This window comes from Paenarthrobacter sp. TE3676 (assembly GCF_056279165.1).
The window spans coordinates 241,783-267,430 of sequence record NZ_JBWBQU010000004.1 but is presented as its reverse complement, the minus strand read 5'-3'; the positions used below and the strand labels follow the sequence as shown (position 1 = coordinate 267,430).

Genomic DNA, 25,648 nt, shown 5'->3' with positions numbered 1-25,648 from the left:
GATACGGACTAGGCCAGTTGGTCGATGGCTTCAATAATGAACGTCGCAACCTCCTGCGGGTGCGTCATCATGACCAGGTGCGGCGCGTCGAGCTCCAGGACCTTGCGGACATTGGCGCGCTGGTAGCCGAAACGCTCCACCTCCGGGTTGATGGTGTGGTCCGCGCTTGAGACGATGCCCCAGGCAGGCTTGGTTTTCCATGCGGCGACCGGTGCCGCCTCGCCGAAGGCGATAGCCGAGAGAGGTCGCTGGGATACGGCCAGAACGCGGCTGATTTCCTTGGGGACCCCTGCGGCGAAAATGTCCGGGAACGCTTCCGGCTGGACTGACACATCGGTGCCGGGATCCGAGCCCTCCACCGGGTACGGCGAGTACACGAGGTTGGCTGCAAGGTCCGAATCGGGGAAACCACCCTGCAGGGCACCCAGGCTTTCGCCTTCTTCCAAGGCGTAGCCGGAGACGTAAACCAAACCCACCACGTTCTCAGCCACGCCTGCCACGGTGATGACTGCGCCGCCATAGGAGTGGCCGGCCAGCAGCACCGGACCCTCAATCTGTTCCACGAAGGATCTGATATACGCGGAGTCTCCTGTCAGGCTGCGGTTGAAGACCGGCGGAACGGCAACGTCGTATCCCTCGTCAAGCAGTGCGCGGGCTACGGGCGCCCAGCTGGCGGCGTCAGCGAATGCGCCATGCACCAGAACAATAGTGGGGGTTTTGGACACGGGGTCTCCTTCTGTTTGGGGTGGCAGGTACTCGTCATGAGCCCTCTGCCAGTCCACAGCATTGTGGTGGTGGGCACCACGAAGAAAGCACGCAGAACGGGAATTTAGCCGCCCGCAGCTAACCTTATGTAGTTGTGGCCACGTGGATGTATGTCATGCGGGCGCACTCTTGCCGGCATTGGCATTTTCCGCTGGCGGGGTTCGTTCCGAAGGGGTGGCAGTGCATCTGTCTGTTCAGCAGTGGTAACAATGGCTCGGCCTTTGGCAGTGCTGCTCCGCGAGTACCGTGAACGGGCGGTATTTTCGCTCGAGCACCTCGCTGAACTTTCGGGTGTCAGTGACCGAACCATCAGCGACATAGAGCGCAGCGTCAGCACGGCCCCGCAACGCCGAACCCTCCTTGCCCTTGTCGCTGCGTTGAACCTCACCGAGTCCGAGCGTGATGAATTTCTGCGCGCCGCCCGCCTCGGAAAGGTGACCACCGGTTCCGGCGGTAGATCCGCCTCGCTTGAGCCGCGTCGACTCCCCGACTTCACTGGACGAACCTCCGAAATAGCGGAGCTACTGGCGTTTCTTGATGCCCAAACTGCCACGGGACGCACCGTCGCCCCGGTGGCCGTAGTTCATGGTGCCCCCGGCATGGGCAAGACGGCACTGGCTGTGGAGGCGCTGCATCGCCGGGCGTCGAACCAGTCGGTTGCCTTCTTTGTGGACCTGAACGGGCTCGACGCCATCCCGCTGACACCCCTGCAAGTTCTCCAGGCTCTGCTCAAGCAAGCCCTGCCGCCCGGCAGGCTCATACCAAAGGCTCTTGACGCCGCTGCATCGCTCTGGCGCGAAGTCTCACTGAACTCTCCAGCAGCGGTGTTGCTGGATAACGCCGCCAGCGAAGCCCAAGTTCGTCCGGTCCTTACAACGGGACACAAAGGGGCTGTGGTGGTGACGTCGCGCCGAAGCCTTGCCGGACTGGAAGGAGTGCGAAGGTTTCCTCTCGGACCCCTCCCACCGTCCGACGGCGAAGCATTCCTTGCGGAAATACTCGCCCTTGACCAAGGCAACGAGTCATTACGGGAGTTGGCCACTTTGTGCGATCACATCCCGTTGGCGTTGCGAATAGCAGGCAACCGCCTGGCCAGCCAGCCGTCCTGGACCGTGAGGGACTTTGTTGATCGCCTCACTTCCGAGGAACGCCGCCTGCGCGCGTTGGTGGCGGGCGATCTGGCAGTCGAGGCGGCGTTCAGTTTGTCCTACGCCCACCTCACGGGCGAACACCAGCGACTTTTCCGGAATCTCTCCCTCCTCAAAGGCACATCTTTCAGCGCTCCCCTGGCCGGAGCGGCGATGGGCGCCGGCAGCTATGCTGCGGTGGATGTGGAGGAAGGTCTGGATGAACTGGTTGATCTGGGGCTGGTGCAAGCGCTAACAGGCAATCGGTACCGTCTCCACGATCTTTTGAGGCTCTACGCAGCGGGTCGGCTCCGGGCAGAGGCGAGCACCCAGGAGACTGCAGCCCTGCGCGCTCATCTTCGGTCGTGGCTGTTGTCGAGCACGGTGAGCGCAGGAAATTGGTTTGAGCCCCACCCCGTGGCCGGCATCATCTGCAGCACCCCTGGCACGGCATTCGCCAGTTCAGCTAAAGCCAGGCAGTGGCTCCAATCGGAAACTTCAGATTGGTTCGGGGCCTATCACGATGCCGTTTCGATGGGGGAACACGAAAAGGTTGTAAAAGTCGCTGAATCCTTGCACTGGTTCGCCGGGATTTGGGAATCATGGGGCCAGTGGCATCGGCTGTTCACGGATTCCGTGTCATCCGCGGCTGCGCTGGGTGACAAAGCACGCCTTTCAGCTCATCTCGGATACCTGTCTTTTGCTTTGAACAATGAGCGGAAGGACCATCAGCGTGCATTGGAAACGGCGCACCTAGCCTTGGACGCCGCTACAGAGGCAGATGACCCCGCATATCAGGGCTGGGCGTACCTGTACATTGCCTTAAGTCAGAGGGGCCTGGAAAAGATACCCGAAGCAATGACCAGCGCAGATCGGGCGATCTCCCTCTTTGAGGCTGTCGGAGAGATTGAGGGCCAAGCACCCGCTCTGATGCTCAAGGGCAGCATCCACCAGTTGTGGGGGCAACTGGACATTGCCGTTGATGTGGCTACAGGGCTTCTCGCATTGATCAGGAGCAGTCGGATGCCACCCAACGTTGCAGACTTCATCGAGTTCTACACCCTGCAGTTGTTGTGCGGCTCGTTGCACAGTCTGCAGCGATATGAGGAGTGCCTTGAAGTAGCAGGGGAAGCATTGGCTGTAGCCGAGGAGATGGAATGGCATCTGGGGCGCGCTTCAGCCCTTTATCACCGCGGGAAAACCTATGACGCCCTCCACAAACACCAACAGGCCGCGGAGGACCTTGCCCACGCGCTCCGACAAGCCGTCACGGCCGGCGACAAACGCCTGCAAGCCGCCATCCGACAGATGAATGATGAAATGCAGGTTAAGGTTGGCTCCGCGCGGCGCTCCCTTTGAATCGACAGCGGATCGGAGTTCGGTTGGAATCGCCAGGAAGAAGCCCGTCGGCTAAGGATCAATCCCCAATGCGTAGCGTCCCGCCACTGAAGGTTCCAGTTCCAAGGAAATGGAACGGCTTCCCCGAACCGTGACTGTTCGCGGCGGCCTGGGGGATTAGGAGCCTATAGCTGACGGCAGCGCTACCCCGCGGCTGCTCCGATTCGTGTCCTAGCTTCTTCGTCGCTGTTCCCGGGCTGGGGTGGTGCGTCGAGGATGGGGGCGCTGATCAGGGATCGGTCGTAGACGACCAGGGCGTTGTTTTCGATGATTTGTTCTTTTGAGGTCACGAGTCCGGTTCGTTTGTCCCGGGTCAGGCGAACGACCTTGTTGTGGCGGAAGACCTCACCGCCTGTCTCGTGGAAGTAGGCGTCTTCTTCCCGGATGTGGAACTTCACATCCGGGACACGTTCGGCACGGAGTTCCCCGCACAAGTGTTCGTCTGTGGTGTGTACCAGGAATTGGAATGCCTGATCGGTGTCGTTGCGGACCCTGTAGTCCAGGTAGTTGTAAATGATCGAGGTCCCTGAGCCGAAGGGGATCTGGCGGTTGAAATCCGGGAACAGATCAAGATCGCCATGGTGATGGTGCTCGATGACGGACAGTTCGCTATGCAGGACCATCCAGTGCAGCAGGTTCGTGAACTGGCACAGGCCTCCGCCGATCCCGGAATCGGCTCGGCCGTGGTTGATGACCAATCCTTCTCGGTACCCCTTGGCTGCGGTGCATTTGCCTAGGAGATTCCAGAAGGAGAACGTTTCACCGGGGCGGATGATGACAGCGTTTACCAACGGTGCGGCGATGCCCAGGCTGACCGCCTTGTTTTCCTGCAGATGCAGGTCCACGTTGCCGAGTTTGCGTCGGATCAAGGAGTTGTGGCGGTACACCACCGCCGGCAGCACCTCACCGGGTCGCTGGCGGGCAAAGGTGGTGCCGGAAAAGAAGTCTCGTACGTTGCGGGTGATGATCATGCGTTGAACGGAAAGGCGGTACGTCAGAGGCGAGAGTTCGCAGAAGAGCTTACGTGGCAATGTTTCCCCAAGAACAAGCCCAACGAAGGCGCGGGCAGCATGCCGAAGAACACGGCACCGGCACCATCGTTCCAGACGATGGCGAAAAGAACGAAATCAACAACAAGGACTACCCAAGTCAAGGAGCATCCCAGGAGTCCAAAGAGTTCCGGTCCTAAGGATGCGGAACACTCGGATGTGCCTGGTACGGGTTCATGACTTCGCTCTTGTAGGGCAGGCTGGTGGCATGTTTGAGGGGTTTGAGGAACGCCACATCGACGTCAGGGTGTCCAGTCTCTTTGTCCGTTATGGTGGCGAGGGTCCACCGGTTCTGTTGCTTCACGGGCACCCACGCACGTCCGCGACCTGGCACCGCGTGGCTCCTCAACTCTTGAACGCTGGATTCAGCGTCGTCTGCCCCGACCTCCCGGGCTACGGACAGTCGAGTAAACCAACCCCAACAGCGGACCACACAGCCCATTCAAAGCGCGCGACCGCCCGGGCCATGGTTGCACTCATGAGGGAACTCGGTCACGAGCAGTTCGCTCTCGTTGGGCATGATCGTGGCAGCTACGCCGCTCTGCGGCTGGTCTTGGATTATCCCGACAAGGTCTCCAAAGTCGCCCTGCTCGATTGCATCCCCATCAGCGAGCATTTGGCCCGGGCCGACGCGAGGTTCGCTACGAAGTGGTGGCATTGGTTCTTCTACGCCCAACCAGAGATCCCGGAACGCGTCATCACGGCAGACCCGGAGAGCTGGTATGGCGGGAGCGCAACGACCATGGGCCAGGAAAACTACGATGAATGGCGCAGGGCGATCCGCAATCCGGACACGGTGCGGGCCATGCTCGAGGATTACCGGGCGGGCCTGACCATCGACCGGCAGCATGAAGAAGCCGACAGGCAGGCAGGTAGGGCAATAAATGCGCCCCTGTTGTTGCTCTGGTCACTCTGGGACGACCTTGAAGATCTCTACGGTGATCCGCTCAAGATCTGGGAACGGTGGGCGACCGATGTTCGCGGCCACGGCATTGACTCCGGGCACCACATGGCCGAGGAAGCCCCGGACGAGTTATCCACCGCCCTGCTGGGGTTTCTTCTAACTGCACCATAAAAGAAGCCCGAAAGCCGGGAGGAAGGGCCAGTAGACGCGTCCCGGTTCCAAGGAAGTGGAACACCGAAACCGCGGCAGAGCAGCGAGGTCCGCGAAGCGTGATTCCTAGCGAGCAGAAAGGCGCGAGTACATGTACATGTCCTTCCGCTGGCCGCCAATCTCTAGCCAGCTCCTCATCGTCCCTTCACGTACGAACCCGCTGCGCTCGGCTGCGCGCCAGGAGCCCTCATTCCAAGGCTCGACGTAGAGTTCCAGTCGATGAATCCCGGGTTGCGCAAGACCCCAGGTGGCGAGGGCGCCTAAAGCAGAAGAAGCAGCTCCCTTCCCCCGATGACTTGGCGCCACCCAGTAGCCAATGCTCGCTCGGCCTTGGCTGAGGTTCCTTAGCCACAGTCCGATTTGGCCAACCGCCTGATCAGAGGAGGAATCAGCAATAGCGAAGGAGTATCCGGTGCTATCAACTAAGCGCTGGTGCTGTCTTTCGATGAAGGCCAGAGCTGCCTGGCGTGAACCGCTGGCGGGAACCGTCGTGATGGCAGGAATTAGTGGATCGCTCGAGGCTTCCTGGACCACAGGAACATCGGCTGCCGTAAACCGGCGGAGCCTGTAAGGGGACGCAACGAGTACAGGCTGCACCAAGGGATTCATTCTCAGACTCTACGCGGAGCCCCCGGGCAGCATGGGAGATACCGAAACTTCCACCGTCCCACTCCCAAGGAAGTGGAACACTCGAACGGGGCAGGGCGCCCATAGGTGCGTTGTGCAGGTAGTGGGAGGCCGGTACGGCTAAAAGATGAGTACTGGTTCCTCGTGTACTGGGGTTGGTGTGGGTCTTTTCTGAGTCCAGCGGATCCACGCAGTGGTCAACGTCGCCCATTGCCCTACGAACAGTTCGCCCGCAGACTGTAAGCAGCCGCTAGCCGAAAGTCGCCAGCTTTGGGCTCGGCACAAATTTTCTGTTGGGGCAGAACTTGGGGGGACCATGGGAAACTTTCGTGCGTTTGCGTTGAAATCGGCGGCTCTCGCGGCGTTGTTGGCGAGTTCAACGCTGGTAAGCGCAGCTCCAGCCGCGCAGGCCGAGTCTGAGGAGTGGGTGCCTCCGCTGCAGGGAATGGCCTACGTCGGCTCAGAACTGACCATAGCGGAAACCAGGGAAGACCTGATTGGCTGCCCTCCCACGGAGGAAGCCCCTCAGGGCTTCGTCTTGGAATGGCTTAGCAACGGCGTTCCCCTGCCGGCCGAACGGCAAGGGGAGATTCTGAAGCTCACCACCGAGGACCGGGGTAACCGCATCTCCTTCAATGTTCACGGCGTGTGCTCTGAATCGGAGGTCTTCCACAGCCCAGCGACCCCTCCCATTGCTGCGTCCAACCGTGCCAATGGCTGGACAGACCGCGGTAACTTTGAGCTTTTGGGCCGCACTGACAGCGGCGAGCTGGTCCTGTATCCGCGGACGTACGAGTCCCACTGGCTGAACGGGGGCTTTGAGACAAGAAGACGCTACTACACGTCCTCGTGGGATGTGCCAAGGGTAGTCGGAACGGGCTGGACAATCTTCAACGTTGTCTTCTCCGCCGGTGATTTCGACGGGGACGGACACAACGACGTCCTCGCCCGGAACGCCTCTGGGAGTCTGTTCCTCTACCCAGGTAACGGTGACGGAGGCTGGCTGCCCACAAAACAAATCGGCGCTGGCTGGAACATCTTCGATTCCATCATTGCGGGCGGAGATTTCAACGGCGACGGAAACAACGATGTCCTGGCCCGGGACAGCGTGGGAGACCTTTTCCTGTATCCCGGTGACGGTACCGGGGGTTGGCTGAAGTCTAAGAAAGTTGGTGTGGGCTGGCAGGTTTTCGACAAGCTCATCGCGTCCGGTGACACCGACGGCGACGGTGCGATGGATGTCTTCGCCCGAGACCGCAGTGGAGTCCTGCACCAATACCCAGGCGACGGGATCGGCGCATGGAAATCTCCAGCCGTGGTGGGCCCCGGATGGGACGTCATGACCGACGTCATCGGCGCCGGAACGTTCTTTAAAGACAGCATCACCTTCAGACCAGGGAGCATTTATGACTCCGCCTATCCCAGGAATGACATAACCGCTGTGGACAAGGAAGGGTACCTTCGCCATTACCGCGGGGCACCGGACAAACGGCTCTCCGGTGGACACCACATCGGCAACGGCTGGGACATCTTCAACACCCTCATCTGAATCCGCCGTCAAAGTGCTCGAGTCGTAGATGCGGGTACGGCATAGCGGAGGTGAAAGCCGCGATCGGATATCTGCGACGGTTACAGCAAGGACTCGTAGCTTCGGGTGCCGCCATTGTCGTTTCGGGGTACTTCGTAGAGCCGCCTACACGGAAAACGACAAATAGTGGGGCTGCGCGAATAGGACAGAGTCTCGAAAACAAGAGTGTTCCGGTTCCAAGGAAGTGGGACACCTCTGGAAGGCGGGGAGGGGAGCCTCTTTGCGGGGGATTCGTTGACCCGTCCTGCTCTTCGGCCGTGCTGAAGCCGGTGGCAACTGAGGGAATTGGTGCTCGACGCTAGTCCAGATTGACGATTTCGGCCACGTCCAGGTGATTCAGGTGCGTGGCGTCGGCGAGGACGTCGAGGCGGGTGATCAGGCCGTCCGTGATCGTGAACGCCATGATGGACACGACTCGTCCGTTCAGGACCGCTGCTACACCGGGACGCCGGTCGATTAGGACGGGCGTGGAGTGCGCGGCTAGTCGCGCTGACAGTACAGCCTGGTCCGCGATCGCCTGAGAGCCGACGATGACCTGGCTGCTCGTACCGTAATCCGCCCGGAGCACGGCGCCGTCGTCGAGCAGGCCCAGGAGCGCGGCGAAGTCTCCCTGCTGGGCTGCGACGAGCCATGCTCCCACCAATTCCCGTGCACGATCGGGTCTGGGCCGGATCGTGATGGGTGCACTCTGGAGCCGTCGTCGTGCGCGGGAGGCAAGCTGGCGGGCAGCGTCCACGGACCGGTCGAGCGCCTCGGCTACTTCCTCGAACGGAGAACCGAAGACATCATGCAGGACGAACGCCACCCGCTCTGCCGGTGAGAGTGTTTCCAGCACAACGAAGAGGGCCACGCTCAGGTGGTCGCTGCGTTCGGTTTCCTCTACTGGGTCGCCGGTGAGTGCGAGGGGCTCATCCCGCCACGGTTCCACGTGCAAGGATTGCTCGCGTGTGCGGCGGGGTGCTCGCAGGAGGTCCAGGCTCAGTCGCGAGACGACTGTCGTGAGCCAGGCGTCGAGATTTTCTATCCCGTCAGCGTCTGCGCGTTCAAGGCGTATCCATGCCTCCTGCACCACATCTTCGGCGTCCGCTCTGGATGAGAGCAGTCGATTAGCGATCGCCACCAGCCGCGGCCGGGCCTTCTCAAAGCGCCGGGCGAGAATTTTCTGATCGGTCATGTCACATCCTCATCGTCTCGATCGTCATCATACTGACGAGGCAGATGGCCTCGACGTGACATCGAATAAGGAGTCGAACATGAATGCACCCATTCTTGTGACCGGAGGCACCGGCACCATCGGCAAAAGGGTTGTCCCGCTCCTCCTGGCCGCCGGCAGGAACGTCCGCGTCCTTAGCCGACACCCCCGCGCCGCCGAGGCCGGCATCGAGTACGTGGAAGGAGACACTGTCGCAGGCCGCGGCCTCCAATCAGCACTAAGAGGGGTGGAGACAGTGCTGCATCTCGCGGGCGGCGCCAAAGGGGACGACATCGCGGCGCGCAATCTCGCGGAAGCAGCCAAATCTGCGGGCACGTCACACCTGGTCCTCATTTCGGTGGTCGGCACGGACAAGATGCCCATAGGCTACTTCCGAGCGAAGGCGGCCGCCGAACGGGCGATCGCGGAGTCCGGCGTTCCGTGGACGGTGGTGCGTGCGGCCCAACTACACGACTTCGTCCTCCCCATGGTCAAAGGCCTCGCCCGCCTTCCGCTCACACCTGTACCGCGCGGGCTGCGATTCGAGCCGGTACACGTAGGCGAGGTCGCCGCCCGCCTAGCCGATCTCGCACTAGCCGTACCGGCCGGACGCGTGGCCGACATCGTCGGACCGGAGGTACTGGACATCCCACAACTGCTCGCTACCTACACCGACTTCCACGGCCGCCGTCGCCCTAAGCTATCCGTGCGATTGCCCGGAGCGATCGGCCGCGCCTACCGGGCCGGTGAGAACCTCGCCGGCCCCGGGGCGCAGCGCATGACGTCCAGCTGGGCAGAGTTCCTCGCCGAGCAGAACGCAGTGCAGACAGCGTCCCCAATCGTGCAGGGCTGACGTGCGGTCTTATCCCAGGCGTAGAACAGCCTTCACGCTGCTCGTCGGCACCGGCGGGGGAGCGTCCCACTAGGGTGTTCCAGTTCTAAGGAAATGGGACTCCACGGATTCTGGCCGGGCCTGGTTTTCAGTTAGGCGTATTTCGAGCAAACGCCCAGGTGGTTCTGACTGCCTTCACGGCGAGGACCACGGTGAAGGATAGCGTCATCACGATTGCAGCTGAAAAGGCGAGGACCATGACCCCGATGATGTGAACCAGCAGGACGGCAAAGATCACTACAGTATGTGTGTCGAAAAGTTCCATGGTCATGTGGACGACGGGACCCAGCTGACCGTCTGCACACAACCACCACGTCACCACCGGGGCAACCTCACCAGGGGCAAGCGGTGGTCATGCACAGCCTCTGTGCGCCGGGGTACTAAGTCGCTAAGGGGTTTTCGACTTCAGCGGCGTAGGAGTTGACCAGGTCGACATAGGACCAAAGCAGTGTGAGCCAGCCCCCGCTGCCGTCCTCGGGGAGTACCAGTTGCGGTCCGGATCAATGACGCCTCCCCACCTTTCGGTGTAGTCGTCGAAGGCCTCGCGGTCTGTCAGCCTTTCGAACGCGCCGGCATCCACGCCGATGGCGTTCGCGCGTTCAATCATTTTGTCGAACAAGACCTTGTCGCTTGCCCAGCCAGCGACTTCCCAAGGGTCCGGCGGGCTTGATCCTTGGCGCCAGTTTGAGGGCCAATTGGGCGAAATGACCGTAGGTTCCCAGGTTCATAGCGGCGCTCCTGACGTGAAGGAAGTTGCGTACGGCCTGAGCCTACTTCCGTGTCATCGACGTTGATAGAACAGTCTGTTGAACGAGGTTTTTGTCGTTTCTGGTGTGGGTGGGTGGTGGGTTTGGGTGATCGCTGGGAGTACCCCGACGTGCCTCCTCCTGCCGTCTGAGGAGACTTCCGGCACTCATGGTTCTTGTGCCCGCACGTCCACGCCCCGCACGGCCAGTGTGTGTCGTCAAGGCTGAAAAGAAGCCGGCCCCGCTCGCACGGTGCGACGGCAACGTACGTCTTGGATGCTTCTATATTCGTCAAGCGTCGTTCTCGTTGCCCATGATGCCTTCTGGAACTGTGGAGGTAATAAACCTCAGCGGGGAATATAACATTCAAGAGTGTTTGGCGTGTGCCTGGATTGCGGGTGTTAGGCTCGACGAAAATGGCCTGCTTGGGCGTGGGTTTGGGGGATCATGGGAACTTTTCGTGCATTGTCGGTCAAGTGGGCGGCTTTTGCCGTGTTGGTGCTGGGGTCAACAGCGGTTGGTGTGGGTCCGGCCATCGCCCAAGGTGGCAGCGCGTCCCTTCAACAGTCATCCCAGGATCCTGCGCCGATGATGGGGACTCCTTTCGTGGGCTCTGAACTAAGACTTGCGAGCACCGGCACCGGGGGCGTGACCTACTGCCCGGACGAAAATCGGGACCCTCGGTTCGTTATGGAGTGGCTGAGCAATGGTGTTCCGCTCCCGGCAGAGCGCCAGGGCGAGGTCCTGAAACTGATTCCCGAGGACCGTGGAAACCGCATCTCTTTCAATGTTCAAACATGCGGGTCCGATATTAAGCATCACAGCGTCGAAACGCCTCCCATCGCAGCATCGAACCGGGCTATGGGCTGGACCGGGCGCGGGAACTTTGAGCTGCTGGGCCGGAATGCTGACGGCGACCTGGTGCTTTACCCGCGCACGTACGAGCCGGAATGGGTTCGCTATATGGAGTTTGATAGGGCCGTTGAGTTCAACGGTTCTTGGGATGAGCCCAGGGTGGTCGGCACGGGATGGAACATCTTCGACATAGTCTTCTCCCCCGGTGACTTCGACGGGGACGGGAACAACGACGTCCTGGGGCGGGACAGCGCAGGAAACCTGATGCTCTACCCCGGTGACGGCGACGGCGGCTGGCATCCGCCACACCAGGTCGGCGCGGGCTGGAACATCTTCGATTCCATCGTCGGGCCGGGGGATTTCAACGGTGACGGCAACAACGACGTCCTGGCCCGGGACCGTTCAGGGAACCTGTTCCTTTACCCTGGCGACGGTCAAGGCGGCTGGTTGGAACCCTCACAGGTCGGCTCGGGGTGGCAGATTTTCGACAAAATCATTGCCCCCGGAGACACCACCGCCAAAGGGGCGGTAAGCATCTTCGCCCGCGACCGCAGCGGCTACCTGCACCAATACCCCACTGATGGGCAGGGCGGTTGGAAGGCCCCGGGCGTAGTGGGCCAAGGATGGGACGTCATGACCGAAATCAGCGGTGCCGGCTCGTATTGGAAGGAAGCCAGCCGGGGTACCGCCGAACGTAATAATCTCATCGCCTATGGGCACGACGGCGATCTCATCTTGTACAGCAACTACGACCTCAGCCGGTTTCCGGAATACGCCGCGGCACCATATGGACTGCATAACCAGGGGCCGATCGGTAACGGCTGGGACATCTTCAAAAATTTGATTTGATCCAGGGTCAATGCACTGACTGGAAGCTCATAGAATCAGGGGCCTTTCTCAGACGAGAAGGGCCCCTGATCCGCGTCTGAGGGTTTGAGTGGACGCCCGGTTACTTGAGGTGCCTAGTCTGAGCTAGGGCATCCAACGTCAGGGGCGGTGTTGAGGGCGCGGTAGATACTTCGCTCAGCCAATTCCACCACGTGAGAGTTCAGCCGCTGGGGAGCGTGAGCGCGTGCGGGTTGGCTATGTCCGTGCAGTTGACGGGGCCAGAATTGTCCCTTCAGGTACGTGCGCGGAGGCTGGGGTCAACCGCGCACGTACCTGACAAGAGCCAGCTCTTGTGGGCGGCCTGCCCCTCATCGGTAGGGAGTCAGCCTCGCCAAGTGCGGAGCTCCAATTGCGCTAACCACGTCAAACTGGGCTGGGACAGGGCGCCGTGGAAGTAGCGGGGGACGGGATGGTCGCTCCGCGACCCCTACCGCGTTCAGGTAGTGGAACCCATTAACCACAAGGCTGACCGGTGAGGCGTCTTTCTTTTTCAGACTCCATCGAGGGGTAAAGGGAAATGACCGTCAGGATAGGGGAGTGACGTATGCTCCGGAGATTCCGCCGTCTACCAGGAACGTCGAGGCCGTTATGAAGGAGGCGTCGTCACTGGCGAGGAATGCAACGGCCGCGGCGAGTTCCTCCGGTTCCGCGAATCGCCCCAAAGGAACGTGCACCAGCCGGCGGGCCGCCTTCTCCGGATCCTTTGCGAAGAGTTCCTTCAGGAGCGGCGTGTTCACAGGTCCTGGGCAGAGGGCGTTGATGCGGATGCCCTGCCGCGCAAACTCGACGCCGAGTTCCCGGCTCATGGACAGGACGCCACCTTTGGATGCGCTGTAGGAAATCTGGGATGTCGCAGCCCCCATGACGGCGACGAACGATGCCGTATTGATGATGGAGCCTTTGCCCTGCTCCTGCATGTACGGGATGGCGTACTTGCAGCAGTAGTAGACAGATGTCAGGTTAACTTCCTGGACCCTGCGCCACGCGTCAATGCCGGTGTCAAGGATGGAGGCGTCGTCAGCGGGGGAGATGCCGGCGTTGTTGAACGCGATGTCCACGCGTCCGAACGTCTCTTTAGTCTGTGCATAGAGGTTGCGGACCTCTTCTTCACTGGTCACGTCCACCTTGACGAAGAGGCCACCCACCTCGGCAGCGGCGGCAATCCCGGAGGTGGGTTCGATGTCTGCGATCACCACGTTGGCGCCTTCCGCAGCCATGCGGCGTGCGGTGGCAAGGCCGATGCCGCTGGCGCCGCCCGTGATGACTGCGCTGCGGCCGGCCAGACGGTTGGAAACTACTGATTGCATTTGTTGCTCCTTCAAAAGTGGATTACAGAAAGGTCAGGCGGACTGGGTGGAGATGAAGACGTTTTTGACTTCGCTGAAGGCATCCAAAGCGTCGGGACCAAGTTCGCGCCCCAGCCCGGATTGCTTGAAGCCGCCAAAAGGCGTGGAGTATCGGACCGAGGAATGCGAGTTGACCGACAGGTTGCCGGACTCTACTCCGCGGGCCACTCTAAGGGCCCGGTCCACTGAGGATGTCCAGATTGAGCCGGACAGTCCGTACTCGGTGTTGTTGGCGATGCGGATGGCGTCAGCTTCGTCGTCGAAAGGCACGACGGCGACTACCGGGCCGAAGATCTCATCGGTAAATGACGGGGCGTCCAGGTCAGGTGTCAGGACCGTTGGCGGGAACCAGAAGCCCGGCCCTTCCGGCGCCTTCCCTTGGAGGGCGACCGGGGCGCCGTCGGGCACGAACCCCGAGACCGTACTGAGCTGCTGAGCCGAAATCAGCGGTCCCATGGTGGTGGCCGCATCGGCTGGATCTCCTACGCGCATGCCGAGGACCTCAGGTTCCAGAAGCTCCAGGAAACGTTCGTAAACATTTCGCTGCACCAGGATCCTTGACCGGGCGCAGCAGTCCTGGCCGGCGTTGTCGAACGCACCGCCCGGGGCAGCGGCCGCAGCCAACTCGAGGTCGGCGTCGTCGAAAATGATGTTCGCGCTCTTGCCGCCAAGTTCCAGCGTCACGCGCTTCACCTGCTCCGCGCAGCCGGCCATAATCTGCTTGCCAACGCCGGTCGAGCCGGTGAACACCACCTTCCGGACCGCTGGATGGGTAACAAACCGCTGACCCACCACCGCCCCCTTGCCAGGGATAACTTGGAAGACGCCCTCGGGAAGGCCTGCCTCCAATGCCAGCTCGCCAAGCCGGATGGCGGTCAGTGGAGTCACTTCCGCCGGCTTGAGGACCACCGTGTTGCCGGCAGCCAGGGCTGGAGCAAAGCCCCACCCCGCAATCGGCATCGGGAAGTTCCAGGGGACAATGATCCCAACAACTCCAAGAGGCTCGTGGAAGGTCACGTTGATGCCTCCTGCTACCGGAATTTGGCGGCCGAAATGCCTTTCCGGAGCGGCGGAGTAGTAGGTGAGGACGTCGCGGACGTTGCCCGCTTCCCATCGGGCGTTGCCGATGGTGTGCCCTGCGTTGCGGACCTCCAGTTGCGCGAGGTTTTCCAAATCATTGTCGACGGCGGCGGCGAACCTTCGCAGCAGCAGCGCACGATCCGCGGGGGCTATTGCCCGCCAGGACTCGTAGGCGGCCGCGGCCTTGGCAATGGCCGCGTCCGTTTCTGCCAGACCAGCCAGCTGCACTGTTTGGAGAACTTCCTCGGTGGCCGGGTTGATCACATCAAATACTGTGGCGGTCATGCGGGGGACATCGCTTTCTTGGTAGCGGCCTGATCAGACCGGTAGTTGGCGGCGGCTTCCACAAATCCCTGGAATAGCCGAAGGTCGCTGAGATTTTGCTCCGGGTGGAACTGGACCCCAAGGACCCAGCCGTGGTCCATGCTTTCAAGGGCCTGGACCAAGCCGTCGGATGACTTGGCTGTCACGTGCAGGGAATCGGCCACCGTGTCCATGGCCTGGTGGTGGTAGCAGGGCGAGGAAGCAGAGGCTCCCAGGAGATTGTGGATGATGCTGCCCGGGATGGTGGCGAAGTTTGCCTCGCCGTAGACACCGGGAGCGGGCTGGCTGTTGCTTCCCGGACTGACGTCCGGAATGTGCTGGATCAAGGTCCCGCCCAGCACCACATTGAGCAGTTGCGCACCCCGACAGATGGCGAACAATGGGAGTTCGCGATCAAGGGCTGCCCGGATAAGCGCGGAATCGTGGCTGTCCCGTAGCGGTTGCGACCTGGTGGTGGGATGCGGCGCCGCGCCGTAGAGCGAAGGATCGACGTCGGGCCCTCCCACCACGATCAGCCCGTCTACCAAATCCAGCACAGATTCGTCCGTGCCCAGCGGGGGCAGCAAAACCGGGGTTGCCCCGGACGCGACGACCGCCTCCACGTACGTTCCGGGGAGAATGGCCGCCGTCGTATTCCATACGCCCCAGGAGGCATCCTGAAGGTAACTGGTCAGCGCAATCCGGGGGCGGTAGTTTTCAGAGTCGTTCGAAGCCACGGGTCCGCTCCCAATCGGTGATGGCGCTTTCGTATGCGGTGAGTTCAACCGTGGCGGCGTGGACGTAGTGATCCACCACATCGTCGCCAAATGCCTTGCGTGCAATGCTGCTATCGGCCAACAGATCCCGCGCGTCCCTCAAGGTGGTTGGAAGGCGTTCCGCGTCGGATTCGTACGCGTTGCCCTTGGTGATCGCCGGCAACTGAAGGTCGTTTTCGATCCCGTGGATGACGGCAGCGATCATGGCCGCCACGGCGAGATAAGGATTCACATCGCCGCCACCTACACGGTTCTCGGTCCGAAGTCCTCGTCCATGCCCTACTACCCGCAGCGCACAGCTTCGGTTGTCCAGCCCCCAGGCGATGGCCGTGGGAGCGAAGCTTCCCTCCACGAATCTCTTGTACGAATTGATGTTTGGTGCCAGGAAATAGGTCAACTCGCGCAAAGCAGCGAGTTGACCCGCAACGAACCGTTCCATCAAGGGGCTGAAACCGTGCTCCCCGTCGCCAGCCAGCACAGGGTTGCCGGCAAGATCGGTGAGGCTAAAGTGGATATGGCAGGAATTGCCTTCACGCTCGTTGAACTTGGACATGAATGTGATGCTCTTGCCGTGTTGGTCTGCGATTTCCTTGGCGCCGTTTTTGTAGAACGCGTGCTTGTCGCAGGCAGCCAGCGCTTCATCGAAACGGAAGGTGATTTCCTGTTGTCCCAGGTTGCATTCGCCCTTGGACGATTCAACTACCAGCCCTGCCGCTTCCATATTGGTACGGATGGAACGGATGACAGGTTCCAGTCGGGCAGTGGCCAGCAGCGAGTAGTCCACGTTGTATTGCGTGGCAGGAGTGAGCGCTGTGTAGTTCTTTTCCCAGGCTTGACTGAAGGAATCGTCGAACATCAGGAACTCGAGTTCGGTTCCGGCGTGTGCGCGGTACCCGAGCTTCTCAAGTCGCTCGATCTGGGTCTTGAGGATCTGGCGTGGTGACGCTGCCACCGGAGTCCTGTCGGTCCACAGCACATCGCACTGCACTATGGCGGTGCCTTCGAGCCACGGAACCAGCCGCAGGGTGGAGAGATCCGGCAGCATCACCATGTCTCCATATCCGGTTTCCCACGAGGACATGGCATAGCCGTTCACGGTCTGCATATCGACATCAACGGCCAGGAGGTAGTTACAGCCCTCCGCTCCGTGATCAAGAACGTCTTCCAGAAAGGAGCGGGCCCCGCAGCGTTTGCCCTGCAGCCGGCCGAGGGCATCAGTGATGGCGACAACGACGGTATCAATCCGACCGCCGGCAACGAGGTCCCGCAGTTGGTCGATGGTGAGCTGCCTGTTCCGGCTGGACTCTTGGTCTTGAGTATTCATTGTGTCTCCGCAGTGTGTTCTGTGAGTGGTGAATTACGGTGCCTGCCGGCCGCTACTTCAGCTCGGCCTCGGCCATGGCAAGTTGGGCAAACTCTTCTTCGGGTGCGCCTGCCACGATCCGGTGCCGGCTGTACAGCCAGTAGTAAAGAAGGGCAGCGGCAAAGATCGCTGCCGTGATGGAGGCGGCGAAAACGTCGACGACGAACGTCGCCACGACTGCCACGGCGGACAGCACCAGGGCGATGGACGTCGTGACGATCCCGCCGGGAGTCCGGTACCCGCGTTCCAGGCCGGGTTCCTTCTTGCGAAGGACGATGTGCGAGAGGTTGAGGAGTACGTAGGAAACCGTGGCCCCGAACACTGCGATGTTGATCAGTAGGGCACCGTCTTGGGTGATGGCTGCCAGCAGGAATCCAACCGTGCCCGGCACGATCAGTGCCCAGTACGGGGTGCGCCGTGCTCCCGTGAGTGACAGCCAGCGGGGGAGGTATCCTGCACGCGACAAGGCAAACAGCTGCCGTGAGTAGGCGTAGATGATGGAGAAGAAGCTGGCTACCAGACCGGCCAATCCGGCGAAGTTGATGAAATCCGCCAGGAACGTATTGCCGCCGTACGCGATGCGCAGCGATTCCGGGAGGGGATTATCGGATGTGCTCATTGCTTGGGATCCGGCAGCTCCGGGGACCAGGACCAGCATCAGGGCTCCGAAAACCACCAGGATGATGACGGCGACGATGATCCCGCGGGGCATGTCCCGGGTGGGGTTGGATGTCTCCTCAGCCGCGAGCGGAACACCCTCCACTGCCAGGAAGAACCAGATGCCGTAAACCAACGCAGCCAGCACGCCGCTGATCCCCATGGGAAGAAAGGCGCTGGATCCGGCAGACCCGTCCGGAACAATGTCGAACAGCCGGGTGGCGTCGAATTTGGGAAGGAGGCCAATGACTGCCGCGACCAGTGCAACGGTTGCTACCGCTGTGATGGCGAACATGATTTTCAGGGCCTCGCCAACGCCACGGATGTGGATACCGATGAAGATGACGTACGTGACCAGGTAGACGGGCCAGGAGTTCGTCAGACCGAACAGGCCCAGCGCCTCCACGTATCCGCCAATAAAGGTGGCAATGGCAGCCGGTGCCACCGCGTACTCGATCAGGACCGCCATGCCAGTGGCGTAACCTCCAAGTGGCCCCAAAGCCCGGCGGGCGAACGCGTAGCCCGCCCCCGCCGTCGGGAGCGTTGACGAAAGCTCAGCGAGGCCGAAAACCATGCACGTGTACATGACGGCCATAAGGACGAAAGCGATCAGCAGGCCGCCCCAGCCGCCTTGGGCAAGGCCCAGGTTCCATCCGGCGAAGTCGCCGGAGATTACATAGGCGACGCCTAAGCCGGCCAAGAGGATCCAGCCGGCAGCGCCCCGTTTGAGGCGCCGGTGATTGAGATATTCGTCCCCGCCGCCAAGCGGCTGGTGCGCTGTTTCCATGCGTGTTCCTAACGGTTGAGGAGTGCTTTTGGGAAAGTGGAAGCTGAGGATCGATCGAATCCTAAAGGACTGTTTTCAGTCCAAAGTGTGTTTCAAAGTCTGGAGCGTCACATTCCGTACGTCAAGGGTTTTCTTCAAATCCGGCTCTTTCTGGCTCTCTGGAACCATTTTCAATGGTTGCTTTGCTGACCTTTGATTGCCCGTGCAGGTAGCATGAAAACAGCAGTGTCCCGCTGAGGGGCGTACCCGGCGATGTAAGGGGAACAAGGTGCCGGACTTACCGTTTGGGCCATCATTCTCGATGCTGCGTCCAGTCAGGGGCGGCAATGCTTTCGAGGAGACAATCGAGCACATCCTGCAGACCATCAAGCTGGGCATCTTTGCGCCGGCAGAAAAATTGCCCCCCGAACGTGAGCTGGCGGAACAGCTGGGCGTTTCGAGGGCAACGCTGCGGGATGCGCTGGGGGAGTTGCAGAGCGCCGGATACCTGGAGGTCCAGCGGGGGCGATACGGCGGAACGTACGTCTCAACAACGCCCGTGAACCGGAAGCCCGACGACGGTCCGCTGGATCCCGCCGAAGTGGAGGATGTACTGCTGTTCAGGGCCATAATTGAGCCAGCTGCTGCTTCCCTAGCCGCAAAGGCTGACCTCTCGGCTGCAGCGCGGAGGCACCTGCAGGTCTGCCTATCCGACGTTAGTTCCTCTCCGGCGGAGGGTTACAGGCCCCGGGATGCCAGGTTCCACATCGCAATTGCCGAGTTATCGGGGTCGGGCAGTCTGGTCAACGCGGTAGCGGAAACTCGATCCAGGCTCAATGGGCTGCTGGACCGCATACCCCTGCTTGGAACCAACCTTGAGCACGCCAACGAGCAGCATGCCGAGATCGCTGAGGCGATCCTGCGCGGCGATGCACCCGCCGCTGAGCGGGCCACCGTTGAACACCTGGAAGGCACGGCCTCACTATTGCGCGGCTTCCTGGCCTGACAGACGCCTCACGAGCGGCGCCTATGCCACGGGCGGCGGCTGTCCGGCGTCGAACTCGTTGGTCTTGCAGGCGAGATACAAGGCCAAGTAGGCCGCGCCCGTGCGTTCTGTCCACCCCTGAAGCTGTTCGATCCGCTCCAGCCGGTTAATGAGGGTGTTCCTGTGAATGTGCAGGCGGCGTGCTGCGCCCACCAGCGAAAAGCCGCTTTCGCACCACGCGATCACCGTGTCCCGCACGTTGCTCCAATCGCCCGCTGCCACGAGCGGTGCAGCCACAGCCGCGGTGTAGCGCTGCCTCGCCCTCAGCCCAATGCCGGATAGCAACTGCTCGATTCGGACTTCATCAATGGTGGTGACGCTTCGTCGCGTGAGTCGCCTGCCCAGATGCAGCGAATCAACGGCTTCCTCGTAAGCGGTCCTCAGCTGCTCTGGACCCGCTGCTGGGGTACCAATGCCAATTTCCACGGCGGAGGCCAGGTGGGTGCGGAATTGATCGACACAGTGCCACGCTTGGGCCAGGGTCCCGGCCAAACCGTCGGGCGCGGGTTGGGCGAACACCACATAGCGATTGGCTGCGATAGAGACAGCTATTGTCTGCCGGCTGGGGAAGCTCTCTCGAAGCAGCACGAGGGCCCGGGGTAACCACTCAGTGGTAGTGGCAGGTTCCGCCGTTCGGCCAGGGAGATGGACGGCGACCGCTATGCGGCTTGCTGTGAGATCAATTCCCTGATCGTTTGCCTGATCCAGCAGTGCTGCAGGTTCCGTCGTCAGGGGGTTGAAATCAAGGATTCCCCGTACCAGATCCTCCAACTCGCGCTCCCGTTGAAGAGTTGAGCGCAATAGCGATGCCTGGTGCAGCAGGATTTCCGTTTGGCGTTCAACCATCAAGCCAAAGCGCGTGACCCGCGATGGAGAACCCGTGATGCCTACGGTTCCCACGGCATGGCCATTCAAGAGGATCGGCAAGGTGACCCCAGGCTTGACGCCTTGGAGGGCGCGGGCTTGGGACGCTGAGTGGGTGGCCGACTCCCGCGTCCTCATGACGTCCAGGGACGCTTCATGGAAGCTGCCCACACGGCTGGTGTCGCCGCTGCCGATCACTGTCCCGTGGGCGTCCGTGATCAGGATGTTGAACCCCACGATTGCGCTGGTATCACCAGCAATCTGTTGGGCCAACGCGGGGGTCAGGGGACCGGTTCCTGCTCGGATGACGGACTCCAGTGCCATAGGAGGCTCCTTCTGGATAATTCGTACAGAAATTACGCTCAAATTCGCGTAGAACGTGGATGAAACGTCCAATGACTTTCATCACACCCCAGCCTACGGTTGTTAGAAAGCGGCGCAAAGCCGGAACAGCAGACGGCGTTCTGCACCAAGCATTGAAACACCAGCGAAAGGCGGCCACCATGTTTAGTCGCATCTCCAAACCCATCCGCATCTCCGTCGTCGCGGCCCTGGGTGCCGCAACTTTGGCGTTGACGGCCTGTGGCGGCAACGGCGTCGCCAGCAGCGCCGACGGCCTTGACACAATCGAGCCTGGCAAGCTGAAAGTCGCCATTCAGCCCTACATGCCGTACACCGCCATGAAGGACGGCCAGATGGTCGGCCTGGACGCAGAGATCCTCCAGGCAGCAGCGAAGAAGCTGAACCTGACCATCGAACCCCAGGTCACCGACTTCAACGGCATGCTCGGCGGTGTCCAAAGCCAGCGGGTGGACATTTCCATCGGCGGCATAGCGTGGACAAAGGAACGGGCCAATGCGGGTTTGTTCACCGATCCGCCGTACTACTCCCCGCCGGCCATGGCCGTTCAGGGTGACAAAGAAGTGAAGACCCTCCAAGACCTGACTGGCAAGAACCTGGGAACGGTGACCGGTTATGTGTGGGTGAAATCCATCAAGGCGGTTCCGGAAGCAAAGCTCAATTCCTACCCGGACGCGAATGGACTCTTTGCTGACGTGGGTTCAGGGAGGGTCGATGTCGGATTCGTGGATCCGCTGTTGATCTCCTACACACAGGCCCAGCGGCCGGACCTGGGAATCCAGACCAAATACCTGACTCCGCCCACTGACGAGGAAGTCAAGAAGTCCCCGGACCTCGCTTACTTCCAGCCGTATATGACGAGCTTCTATGTTCCTAAGGAAGCTCCCAAGCTGGAGAAGGCGATCTCGGGCGTGATTCGTGAGATGTACGCCAACGGGGAACTTGCCACCCTGATCACCAAGTATGGCGGTGACCCGGACCAGTACCTGAGGCCCTCGCCGTCCATGGCAAGCGACCGGCAGGGAACCGACCGGCCCGCCGACTGGACAGCTCCCTCAAGCTAGGCCGCACCCTCCAGGCGAAGCAATTACAGACAGGAAAACACCATGAACCCCGCACCTGGCCTGTTTCAAGTGCCGTGGCAGGATTACTTGCCATCGCTCGCTGACGGCCTGCTGAGAACCCTTGGCTACACTGCCGCCGGATTTATCGGCGCAGTGGCAGTCGGACTGGGCGTCGCACTCCTCCGCATCAGTTCCAAGCGAATCCTCCGCATACCGGCGGCCGTCTACACGGAGCTGTTCAAGAACATCCCGCTATTGGCCATCATTTTCATTACGTACTTCGGCCTCGCGTCCATCGGGCTCCGGCTCGACGCCTTCCAAGCGGGAACGCTCAGTCTGGTCATTTTCTACGGCGCCTATCTCTCCGAAATCTTCCGCGCGGCGCTGCTTGGTGTCCATCCGGGGCAACAGGAAGCTGGCCAAGCCCTCGGATTAGGCCCGACAGTGACGTTCGCCGGCATCATCTTCCCGCAAGCCCTGCGACTCGCGCTTCCAGGAACAGGCACCATGCTGGTTGACCTGCTGAAATCCACGTCACTTCTCGTAGTAATTTCGGCGGCAGAACTAATGTCCCAGGCTCAGCTGATTGCGAGCGAAACGTTCAGGGCATTGGAGGTGTACATCGTCATATCCGCGATCTACTTCGTGGTCTGCTACCCGCTCTCGCAGCTGGTGCTCAGGCTCGAGCGCCGCGTCCAGGCAGGTGCGCCCTTGTCGCTCCGCCGGCACCGGAGGCTGGTCCAGGCCCGGGCACTCTTGGCAGCATCGGAAACCACGCCATACTCGGAGGTAAAGCCATGACCGTCGGAAGAATCGAAACGGAAGGCCAGGCGGTGACCAGCACACTTCCAGTGGTCGAGATCAAATCCCTGGTGAAATCCTTCTCGGGGCGGACGGTGCTGGACAACGTCGATTTCACCGTCAAACCCGGCAACATCGTCAGCATCATTGGGCGGAGCGGCGGCGGCAAGACCACCCTCATGCGCTGTATCAACCTTCTTGAACAACCCGACTCGGGCTCCATCACCCTGCAAGGCGAAGCCGTGTTCGCAGGCAGGAAGACGGTGTGCAAGGACCTGGCGAAACTTCGGCAACGGGTGGGGATGGTCTTTCAACGCTTCTATCTCTTTCCACACCTCACGGCTGTGGAGAACGTCATGCTGGCCCAGATGAAGGGGCTGAAAATCCCCGAGAAGAAAGCACTCCACACGGCTCTGGAACTATTGGCTGAAGTCGGATTGTCACACCGGGCGTTGGCCTTCCCCGAGCAGATGTCCGGCGGCGAACAGCAGCGCGTGGCCATAGCCCGGGCTTTGGCGCTCGGGCCCAGCCTACTGCTGTTCGACGAGCCAACATCGGCCCTGGATCCTGAATCGACCCGTGACGTCCTGGCGGTCATGCGACGACTCGCGCGCTCCGGGATGACCATGGTCATCGTGACACACGAGGTGCCCTTCGCCCGCGAAATCTCCGATCAGATCGTCTTCATCGACGGCGGCCACATCATCGAGCAGGGGCCTCCCTCCGACGTCATCGACAATCCACGCGAAGAACGCACCAAGGCATTCCTCCGCTCTTACAACACGGACAACTGAGCCACCCAAGTACCTCCTCACTTCGGGCCATGCGGCGTCGATGCCGTCATGCCCTCATTCCTTCGAAAGAGATCAATGAATTCGACCTACAGCCCCACATTGGACGTGGACGGCATCACCGGCCCTGAATCGCCCTACCCCTCGGCAACCGTGTGCGGCGACACCATTTATGTGTCCGGCCAAGTCTCCTTCGCTGACGACGGTTCCGTTATTGGCGTGGGGGATGTGGCGGTGCAGACCCGGTGCTCGTTAGAGCGTCTGGCTCGGGTTCTTTCAGTCCATGGCGCCACCCTTGACGACGTTGTTTCCTGCACCGTGTACCTCACCGACCCTGCAGTTGCGGGAGCCTTCAACCAAGCATGGGTTGCCGCTTTTGGCGGTCATCGGCCATCCCGGGCCACGGTGGTGGCGGGATTGCTGGACCCGCGACTCCTGATCGAGGTGCAGGCGATCGCGCGTATTCCCCGGGGGGATTCCGGTCCCGGCATGCGGGAGTCGAAATGAAGCTGCTGGTGGTTGGGGCCGGAATCATCGGGGTAACAACTGCCTATGAACTGGCTCGCCGTGGACATGAAGTTGAAGTGCTCGACCGAGAAACCGGCGAGTCCCGGGCCACCAGTGATGCGACAGCCGGGTTGATCGCACCGGGCCACTCATTCGCGTGGGCCTCGCCCACCGCCCCCAAGGAACTTGTGAAGTCGCTATTCAGTTCTGACACCTCCATCCGGGTCAAGGCACGGCTGGACCCGGAACTCATGTCGTGGGGCTTGAAATTCCTTCGGGAATGCACAGGGCCCCGGGCTCGTCGGAACACTCTGGCGAAGCTTCGCCTTGCGCAGCGGAGCCAACAGCTCTTCAATGAAATGATCAGCGGGGACGGTATGGATTTCCGGCCTACCAGAGGCGGAGTTCTTTATCTGCACCGTGACCAGGACGGGCTGCGACGGGCTGTGGAACACGGCAGCATCATGCGCGCGAACGACCAACCTCAGCGGGTTGTGTCCCGCGAAGAACTACTCACCCTCGAGCCCGCGTTGGCTGCAAGCCAAATACACTTCGTCGGGGCTGTTCATGACGAGTCAGACTCCACCGGAAACCCGACTGTCTTTGCAAGCGAAATCCGGAAGCGCTGTGAGGAGTTAGGAGTACGGTTTACCTTCGACACCACCATCGAAGTTATTCGAACCGGAGGATCGCGCACGGACGGATTGAGCGTCACCGCACTCCAGGGAAAGCGAGGCGACCTTATCGCCGACCGATACATTCTTGCCGGCGGACCTGAGACCTCCCATCTGGCCCGCACGGCCGGTGTCCGCCTTCCCGTCTACCCCGCCAAGGGCTATAGCCTCACCGCCCCCATCAACGAAGGCGCATTGGCTCCCTCATTGGGGGGTATAGATGAAAAATCACTGGTTGCATGGTCCAGGTTCGGCGACCACCTCAGGATGTCAGCAACTGCCGAGTTTGCAGGGTATTCGCTGGACTACGCCAAGAAGGACTTTAGGAGCATCCTCAAGGCAGGACACGAACTGTTTCCTGGTGTCCTGGATTTCCAACGCGCTACGTATAAAGTGGGGCTGCGTCCCATGACTCCGGATGGGCCGCCGATCATTGGCAGGGCTGGGGAGGGCAACCTTTATATCAACACAGGCCATGGCCATCTCGGGTGGACCATGGCCTGCGGTGCCGCCGAAATGCTGGCAGACCAGATTGAGGGCAAACCCACCGCATTACCCGCCGATCCTTACGCTGTGGGCCGCTAGCCGCGCGACTGGACGGCCGACCGATGAGCCCATGGCGGAGCTCATCAATCTGAGCCAGGTTTCCCGCCGTCTTCGCGCGCCGACGCAGCCTGTTGGCGTGTGGAAATAAACAATGCTTTTCGTTGCAATGAAGCGTTGAGATGCAAGGATCGATTTGCTCGCTGCCGACGCTGTCGATCGAATGCTGTTCGACTATCAAATTGGGACGGGTGAGGTCGGCTGCCCCACGCGTTTCTTTACCTCGAGAGCGGACGCACTGGGATGGCTTGACGATTCAGACTAGACAGCCGGCATGGAACTTACGCTGGCATCTGACCGTACAAAGAAGCCCACCGGCGGGACACCGGCGGGCTTCATCCTCAGCTATGGTCGTGATTGCAGCGGGCGATGCGGTCAAGCCGCGCCTGCATCCTCTAAAGACTCCT

At 61.0% G+C, this 25,648-nt stretch carries 24 protein-coding genes; 12 read left to right on the top strand and 12 right to left on the bottom strand.

Annotation, left to right across the window (positions count from 1 at the left end):
• Positions 1 to 8: 8 nt before the first annotated feature.
• Positions 9 to 725 carry an alpha/beta fold hydrolase gene (locus tag ACZ881_RS11825; RefSeq protein ID WP_476115550.1) on the bottom strand — a complete coding sequence of 239 codons (717 nt, stop codon included), beginning with the start codon at positions 723 to 725 and terminating at the stop codon, positions 9 to 11.
• Between the two features lie 249 nt (positions 726 to 974).
• On the opposite strand from ACZ881_RS11825, the gene ACZ881_RS11820 reads away from it, so the two are divergent.
• Entirely contained in the window at positions 975 to 3,251 is a 2,277-nt protein-coding gene (locus ACZ881_RS11820; protein WP_476115547.1) for a helix-turn-helix domain-containing protein, read from the top strand.
• Between the two features lie 182 nt (positions 3,252 to 3,433).
• Here ACZ881_RS11820 and ACZ881_RS11815 read toward each other — a convergent pair whose 3' ends face one another.
• Positions 3,434 to 4,261, bottom strand: coding sequence for a VanW family protein (locus ACZ881_RS11815; RefSeq protein ID WP_476115545.1), 828 nt, complete (start codon positions 4,259 to 4,261; stop codon positions 3,434 to 3,436).
• A 59-nt stretch (positions 4,262 to 4,320) separates the two neighbouring features.
• Here ACZ881_RS11815 and ACZ881_RS11810 point away from each other — a divergent pair, with 59 nt between their 5' ends.
• On the top strand, positions 4,321 to 4,479 hold the full coding sequence (locus ACZ881_RS11810) for a hypothetical protein (protein ID WP_476115543.1): 159 nt from the start codon (positions 4,321 to 4,323) through the stop codon (positions 4,477 to 4,479).
• A gap of 68 nt (positions 4,480 to 4,547) precedes the next feature.
• Positions 4,548 to 5,414, top strand: coding sequence for an alpha/beta fold hydrolase (locus tag ACZ881_RS11805; protein ID WP_476115541.1), 867 nt, complete (start codon positions 4,548 to 4,550; stop codon positions 5,412 to 5,414).
• A 105-nt stretch (positions 5,415 to 5,519) separates the two neighbouring features.
• Here ACZ881_RS11805 and ACZ881_RS11800 read toward each other — a convergent pair whose 3' ends face one another.
• Positions 5,520 to 6,062 carry a GNAT family N-acetyltransferase gene (locus ACZ881_RS11800; protein WP_476115539.1) on the bottom strand — a complete coding sequence of 181 codons (543 nt, stop codon included), beginning with the start codon at positions 6,060 to 6,062 and terminating at the stop codon, positions 5,520 to 5,522.
• A 334-nt stretch (positions 6,063 to 6,396) separates the two neighbouring features.
• Between ACZ881_RS11800 and ACZ881_RS11795 the strand changes: the two genes are divergently transcribed.
• The gene (locus tag ACZ881_RS11795) at positions 6,397 to 7,629 is read left to right on the top strand and encodes an FG-GAP repeat domain-containing protein (protein ID WP_476115537.1); all 1,233 of its coding nucleotides are present in this window, start codon (positions 6,397 to 6,399) and stop codon (positions 7,627 to 7,629) included.
• Positions 7,630 to 7,966: 337 nt separating this feature from the next.
• Here ACZ881_RS11795 and ACZ881_RS11790 read toward each other — a convergent pair whose 3' ends face one another.
• Complete coding sequence (locus ACZ881_RS11790; RefSeq protein ID WP_476115535.1) at positions 7,967 to 8,842, bottom strand: sigma-70 family RNA polymerase sigma factor; 876 nt, start codon at positions 8,840 to 8,842, stop codon at positions 7,967 to 7,969.
• A gap of 79 nt (positions 8,843 to 8,921) precedes the next feature.
• On the opposite strand from ACZ881_RS11790, the gene ACZ881_RS11785 reads away from it, so the two are divergent.
• Positions 8,922 to 9,713, top strand: coding sequence for an SDR family oxidoreductase (locus ACZ881_RS11785; RefSeq protein WP_476115533.1), 792 nt, complete (start codon positions 8,922 to 8,924; stop codon positions 9,711 to 9,713).
• Between the two features lie 127 nt (positions 9,714 to 9,840).
• Here ACZ881_RS11785 and ACZ881_RS11780 read toward each other — a convergent pair whose 3' ends face one another.
• Together ACZ881_RS11780 and ACZ881_RS11775 are read right to left on the bottom strand one after the other, a co-directional pair.
• Positions 9,841 to 10,023 carry a hypothetical protein gene (locus tag ACZ881_RS11780; RefSeq protein ID WP_476115531.1) on the bottom strand — a complete coding sequence of 61 codons (183 nt, stop codon included), beginning with the start codon at positions 10,021 to 10,023 and terminating at the stop codon, positions 9,841 to 9,843.
• A gap of 117 nt (positions 10,024 to 10,140) precedes the next feature.
• Positions 10,141 to 10,359: a hypothetical protein gene (locus ACZ881_RS11775; RefSeq protein ID WP_476115528.1), complete on the bottom strand. Its 219-nt coding sequence runs from the start codon at positions 10,357 to 10,359 to the stop codon at positions 10,141 to 10,143.
• A gap of 586 nt (positions 10,360 to 10,945) precedes the next feature.
• Here ACZ881_RS11775 and ACZ881_RS11770 point away from each other — a divergent pair.
• Positions 10,946 to 12,202 (top strand): FG-GAP repeat domain-containing protein, encoded by a 1,257-nt coding sequence (locus tag ACZ881_RS11770; protein WP_476115525.1) that lies wholly within the window; start codon positions 10,946 to 10,948, stop codon positions 12,200 to 12,202.
• Between the two features lie 563 nt (positions 12,203 to 12,765).
• Here the strand turns inward: ACZ881_RS11770 and ACZ881_RS11765 are convergent.
• The 5 genes from ACZ881_RS11765 to eat are packed head-to-tail and all read right to left on the bottom strand — an operon-like array spanning position 12,766 to position 18,553.
• On the bottom strand, positions 12,766 to 13,548 hold the full coding sequence (locus ACZ881_RS11765; RefSeq protein ID WP_476115523.1) for a 3-oxoacyl-ACP reductase: 783 nt from the start codon (positions 13,546 to 13,548) through the stop codon (positions 12,766 to 12,768).
• A gap of 33 nt (positions 13,549 to 13,581) precedes the next feature.
• A complete protein-coding gene (locus tag ACZ881_RS11760; RefSeq protein WP_476115521.1) occupies positions 13,582 to 14,952 on the bottom strand; it encodes an aldehyde dehydrogenase family protein in 1,371 nt (456 codons plus the stop codon).
• The gene (locus ACZ881_RS11755; protein ID WP_476115518.1) at positions 14,949 to 15,707 is read right to left on the bottom strand and encodes a gamma-glutamyl-gamma-aminobutyrate hydrolase family protein; all 759 of its coding nucleotides are present in this window, start codon (positions 15,705 to 15,707) and stop codon (positions 14,949 to 14,951) included. The genes ACZ881_RS11760 and ACZ881_RS11755 overlap by 4 nt, the downstream gene beginning before the upstream one ends.
• Entirely contained in the window at positions 15,688 to 17,070 is a 1,383-nt protein-coding gene (locus ACZ881_RS11750) for a glutamine synthetase family protein (RefSeq protein WP_476115516.1), read from the bottom strand. The genes ACZ881_RS11755 and ACZ881_RS11750 overlap by 20 nt, the downstream gene beginning before the upstream one ends.
• Positions 17,071 to 17,122: 52 nt before the next feature.
• Complete coding sequence (gene eat / locus ACZ881_RS11745) at positions 17,123 to 18,553, bottom strand: ethanolamine permease (protein WP_476115514.1); 1,431 nt, start codon at positions 18,551 to 18,553, stop codon at positions 17,123 to 17,125.
• Between the two features lie 301 nt (positions 18,554 to 18,854).
• Here eat and ACZ881_RS11740 point away from each other — a divergent pair, with 301 nt between their 5' ends.
• On the top strand, positions 18,855 to 19,538 hold the full coding sequence (locus tag ACZ881_RS11740) for a FadR/GntR family transcriptional regulator (protein ID WP_476115512.1): 684 nt from the start codon (positions 18,855 to 18,857) through the stop codon (positions 19,536 to 19,538).
• 21 nt (positions 19,539 to 19,559) lie between these two features.
• On the opposite strand, the gene ACZ881_RS11735 is transcribed toward ACZ881_RS11740, so the two are convergent.
• Entirely contained in the window at positions 19,560 to 20,765 is a 1,206-nt protein-coding gene (locus ACZ881_RS11735; RefSeq protein WP_476115510.1) for a CdaR family transcriptional regulator, read from the bottom strand.
• 179 nt (positions 20,766 to 20,944) lie between these two features.
• On the opposite strand from ACZ881_RS11735, the gene ACZ881_RS11730 reads away from it, so the two are divergent.
• The 5 genes from ACZ881_RS11730 (at position 20,945) to ACZ881_RS11710 (ending at position 25,223) form a co-directional block, all read left to right on the top strand.
• Entirely contained in the window at positions 20,945 to 21,865 is a 921-nt protein-coding gene (locus ACZ881_RS11730; protein ID WP_476115508.1) for a substrate-binding periplasmic protein, read from the top strand.
• A gap of 42 nt (positions 21,866 to 21,907) precedes the next feature.
• Positions 21,908 to 22,666 carry an amino acid ABC transporter permease gene (locus ACZ881_RS11725; RefSeq protein ID WP_476115506.1) on the top strand — a complete coding sequence of 253 codons (759 nt, stop codon included), beginning with the start codon at positions 21,908 to 21,910 and terminating at the stop codon, positions 22,664 to 22,666.
• A complete protein-coding gene (locus ACZ881_RS11720; protein ID WP_476115504.1) occupies positions 22,663 to 23,460 on the top strand; it encodes an amino acid ABC transporter ATP-binding protein in 798 nt (265 codons plus the stop codon). The genes ACZ881_RS11725 and ACZ881_RS11720 overlap by 4 nt, the downstream gene beginning before the upstream one ends.
• Before the next feature lie 75 nt (positions 23,461 to 23,535).
• Positions 23,536 to 23,964: a RidA family protein gene (locus ACZ881_RS11715; RefSeq protein ID WP_476115503.1), complete on the top strand. Its 429-nt coding sequence runs from the start codon at positions 23,536 to 23,538 to the stop codon at positions 23,962 to 23,964.
• Positions 23,961 to 25,223 (top strand): FAD-dependent oxidoreductase, encoded by a 1,263-nt coding sequence (locus ACZ881_RS11710; RefSeq protein WP_476115501.1) that lies wholly within the window; start codon positions 23,961 to 23,963, stop codon positions 25,221 to 25,223. The genes ACZ881_RS11715 and ACZ881_RS11710 overlap by 4 nt, the downstream gene beginning before the upstream one ends.
• Positions 25,224 to 25,648 lie beyond the last annotated feature (425 nt).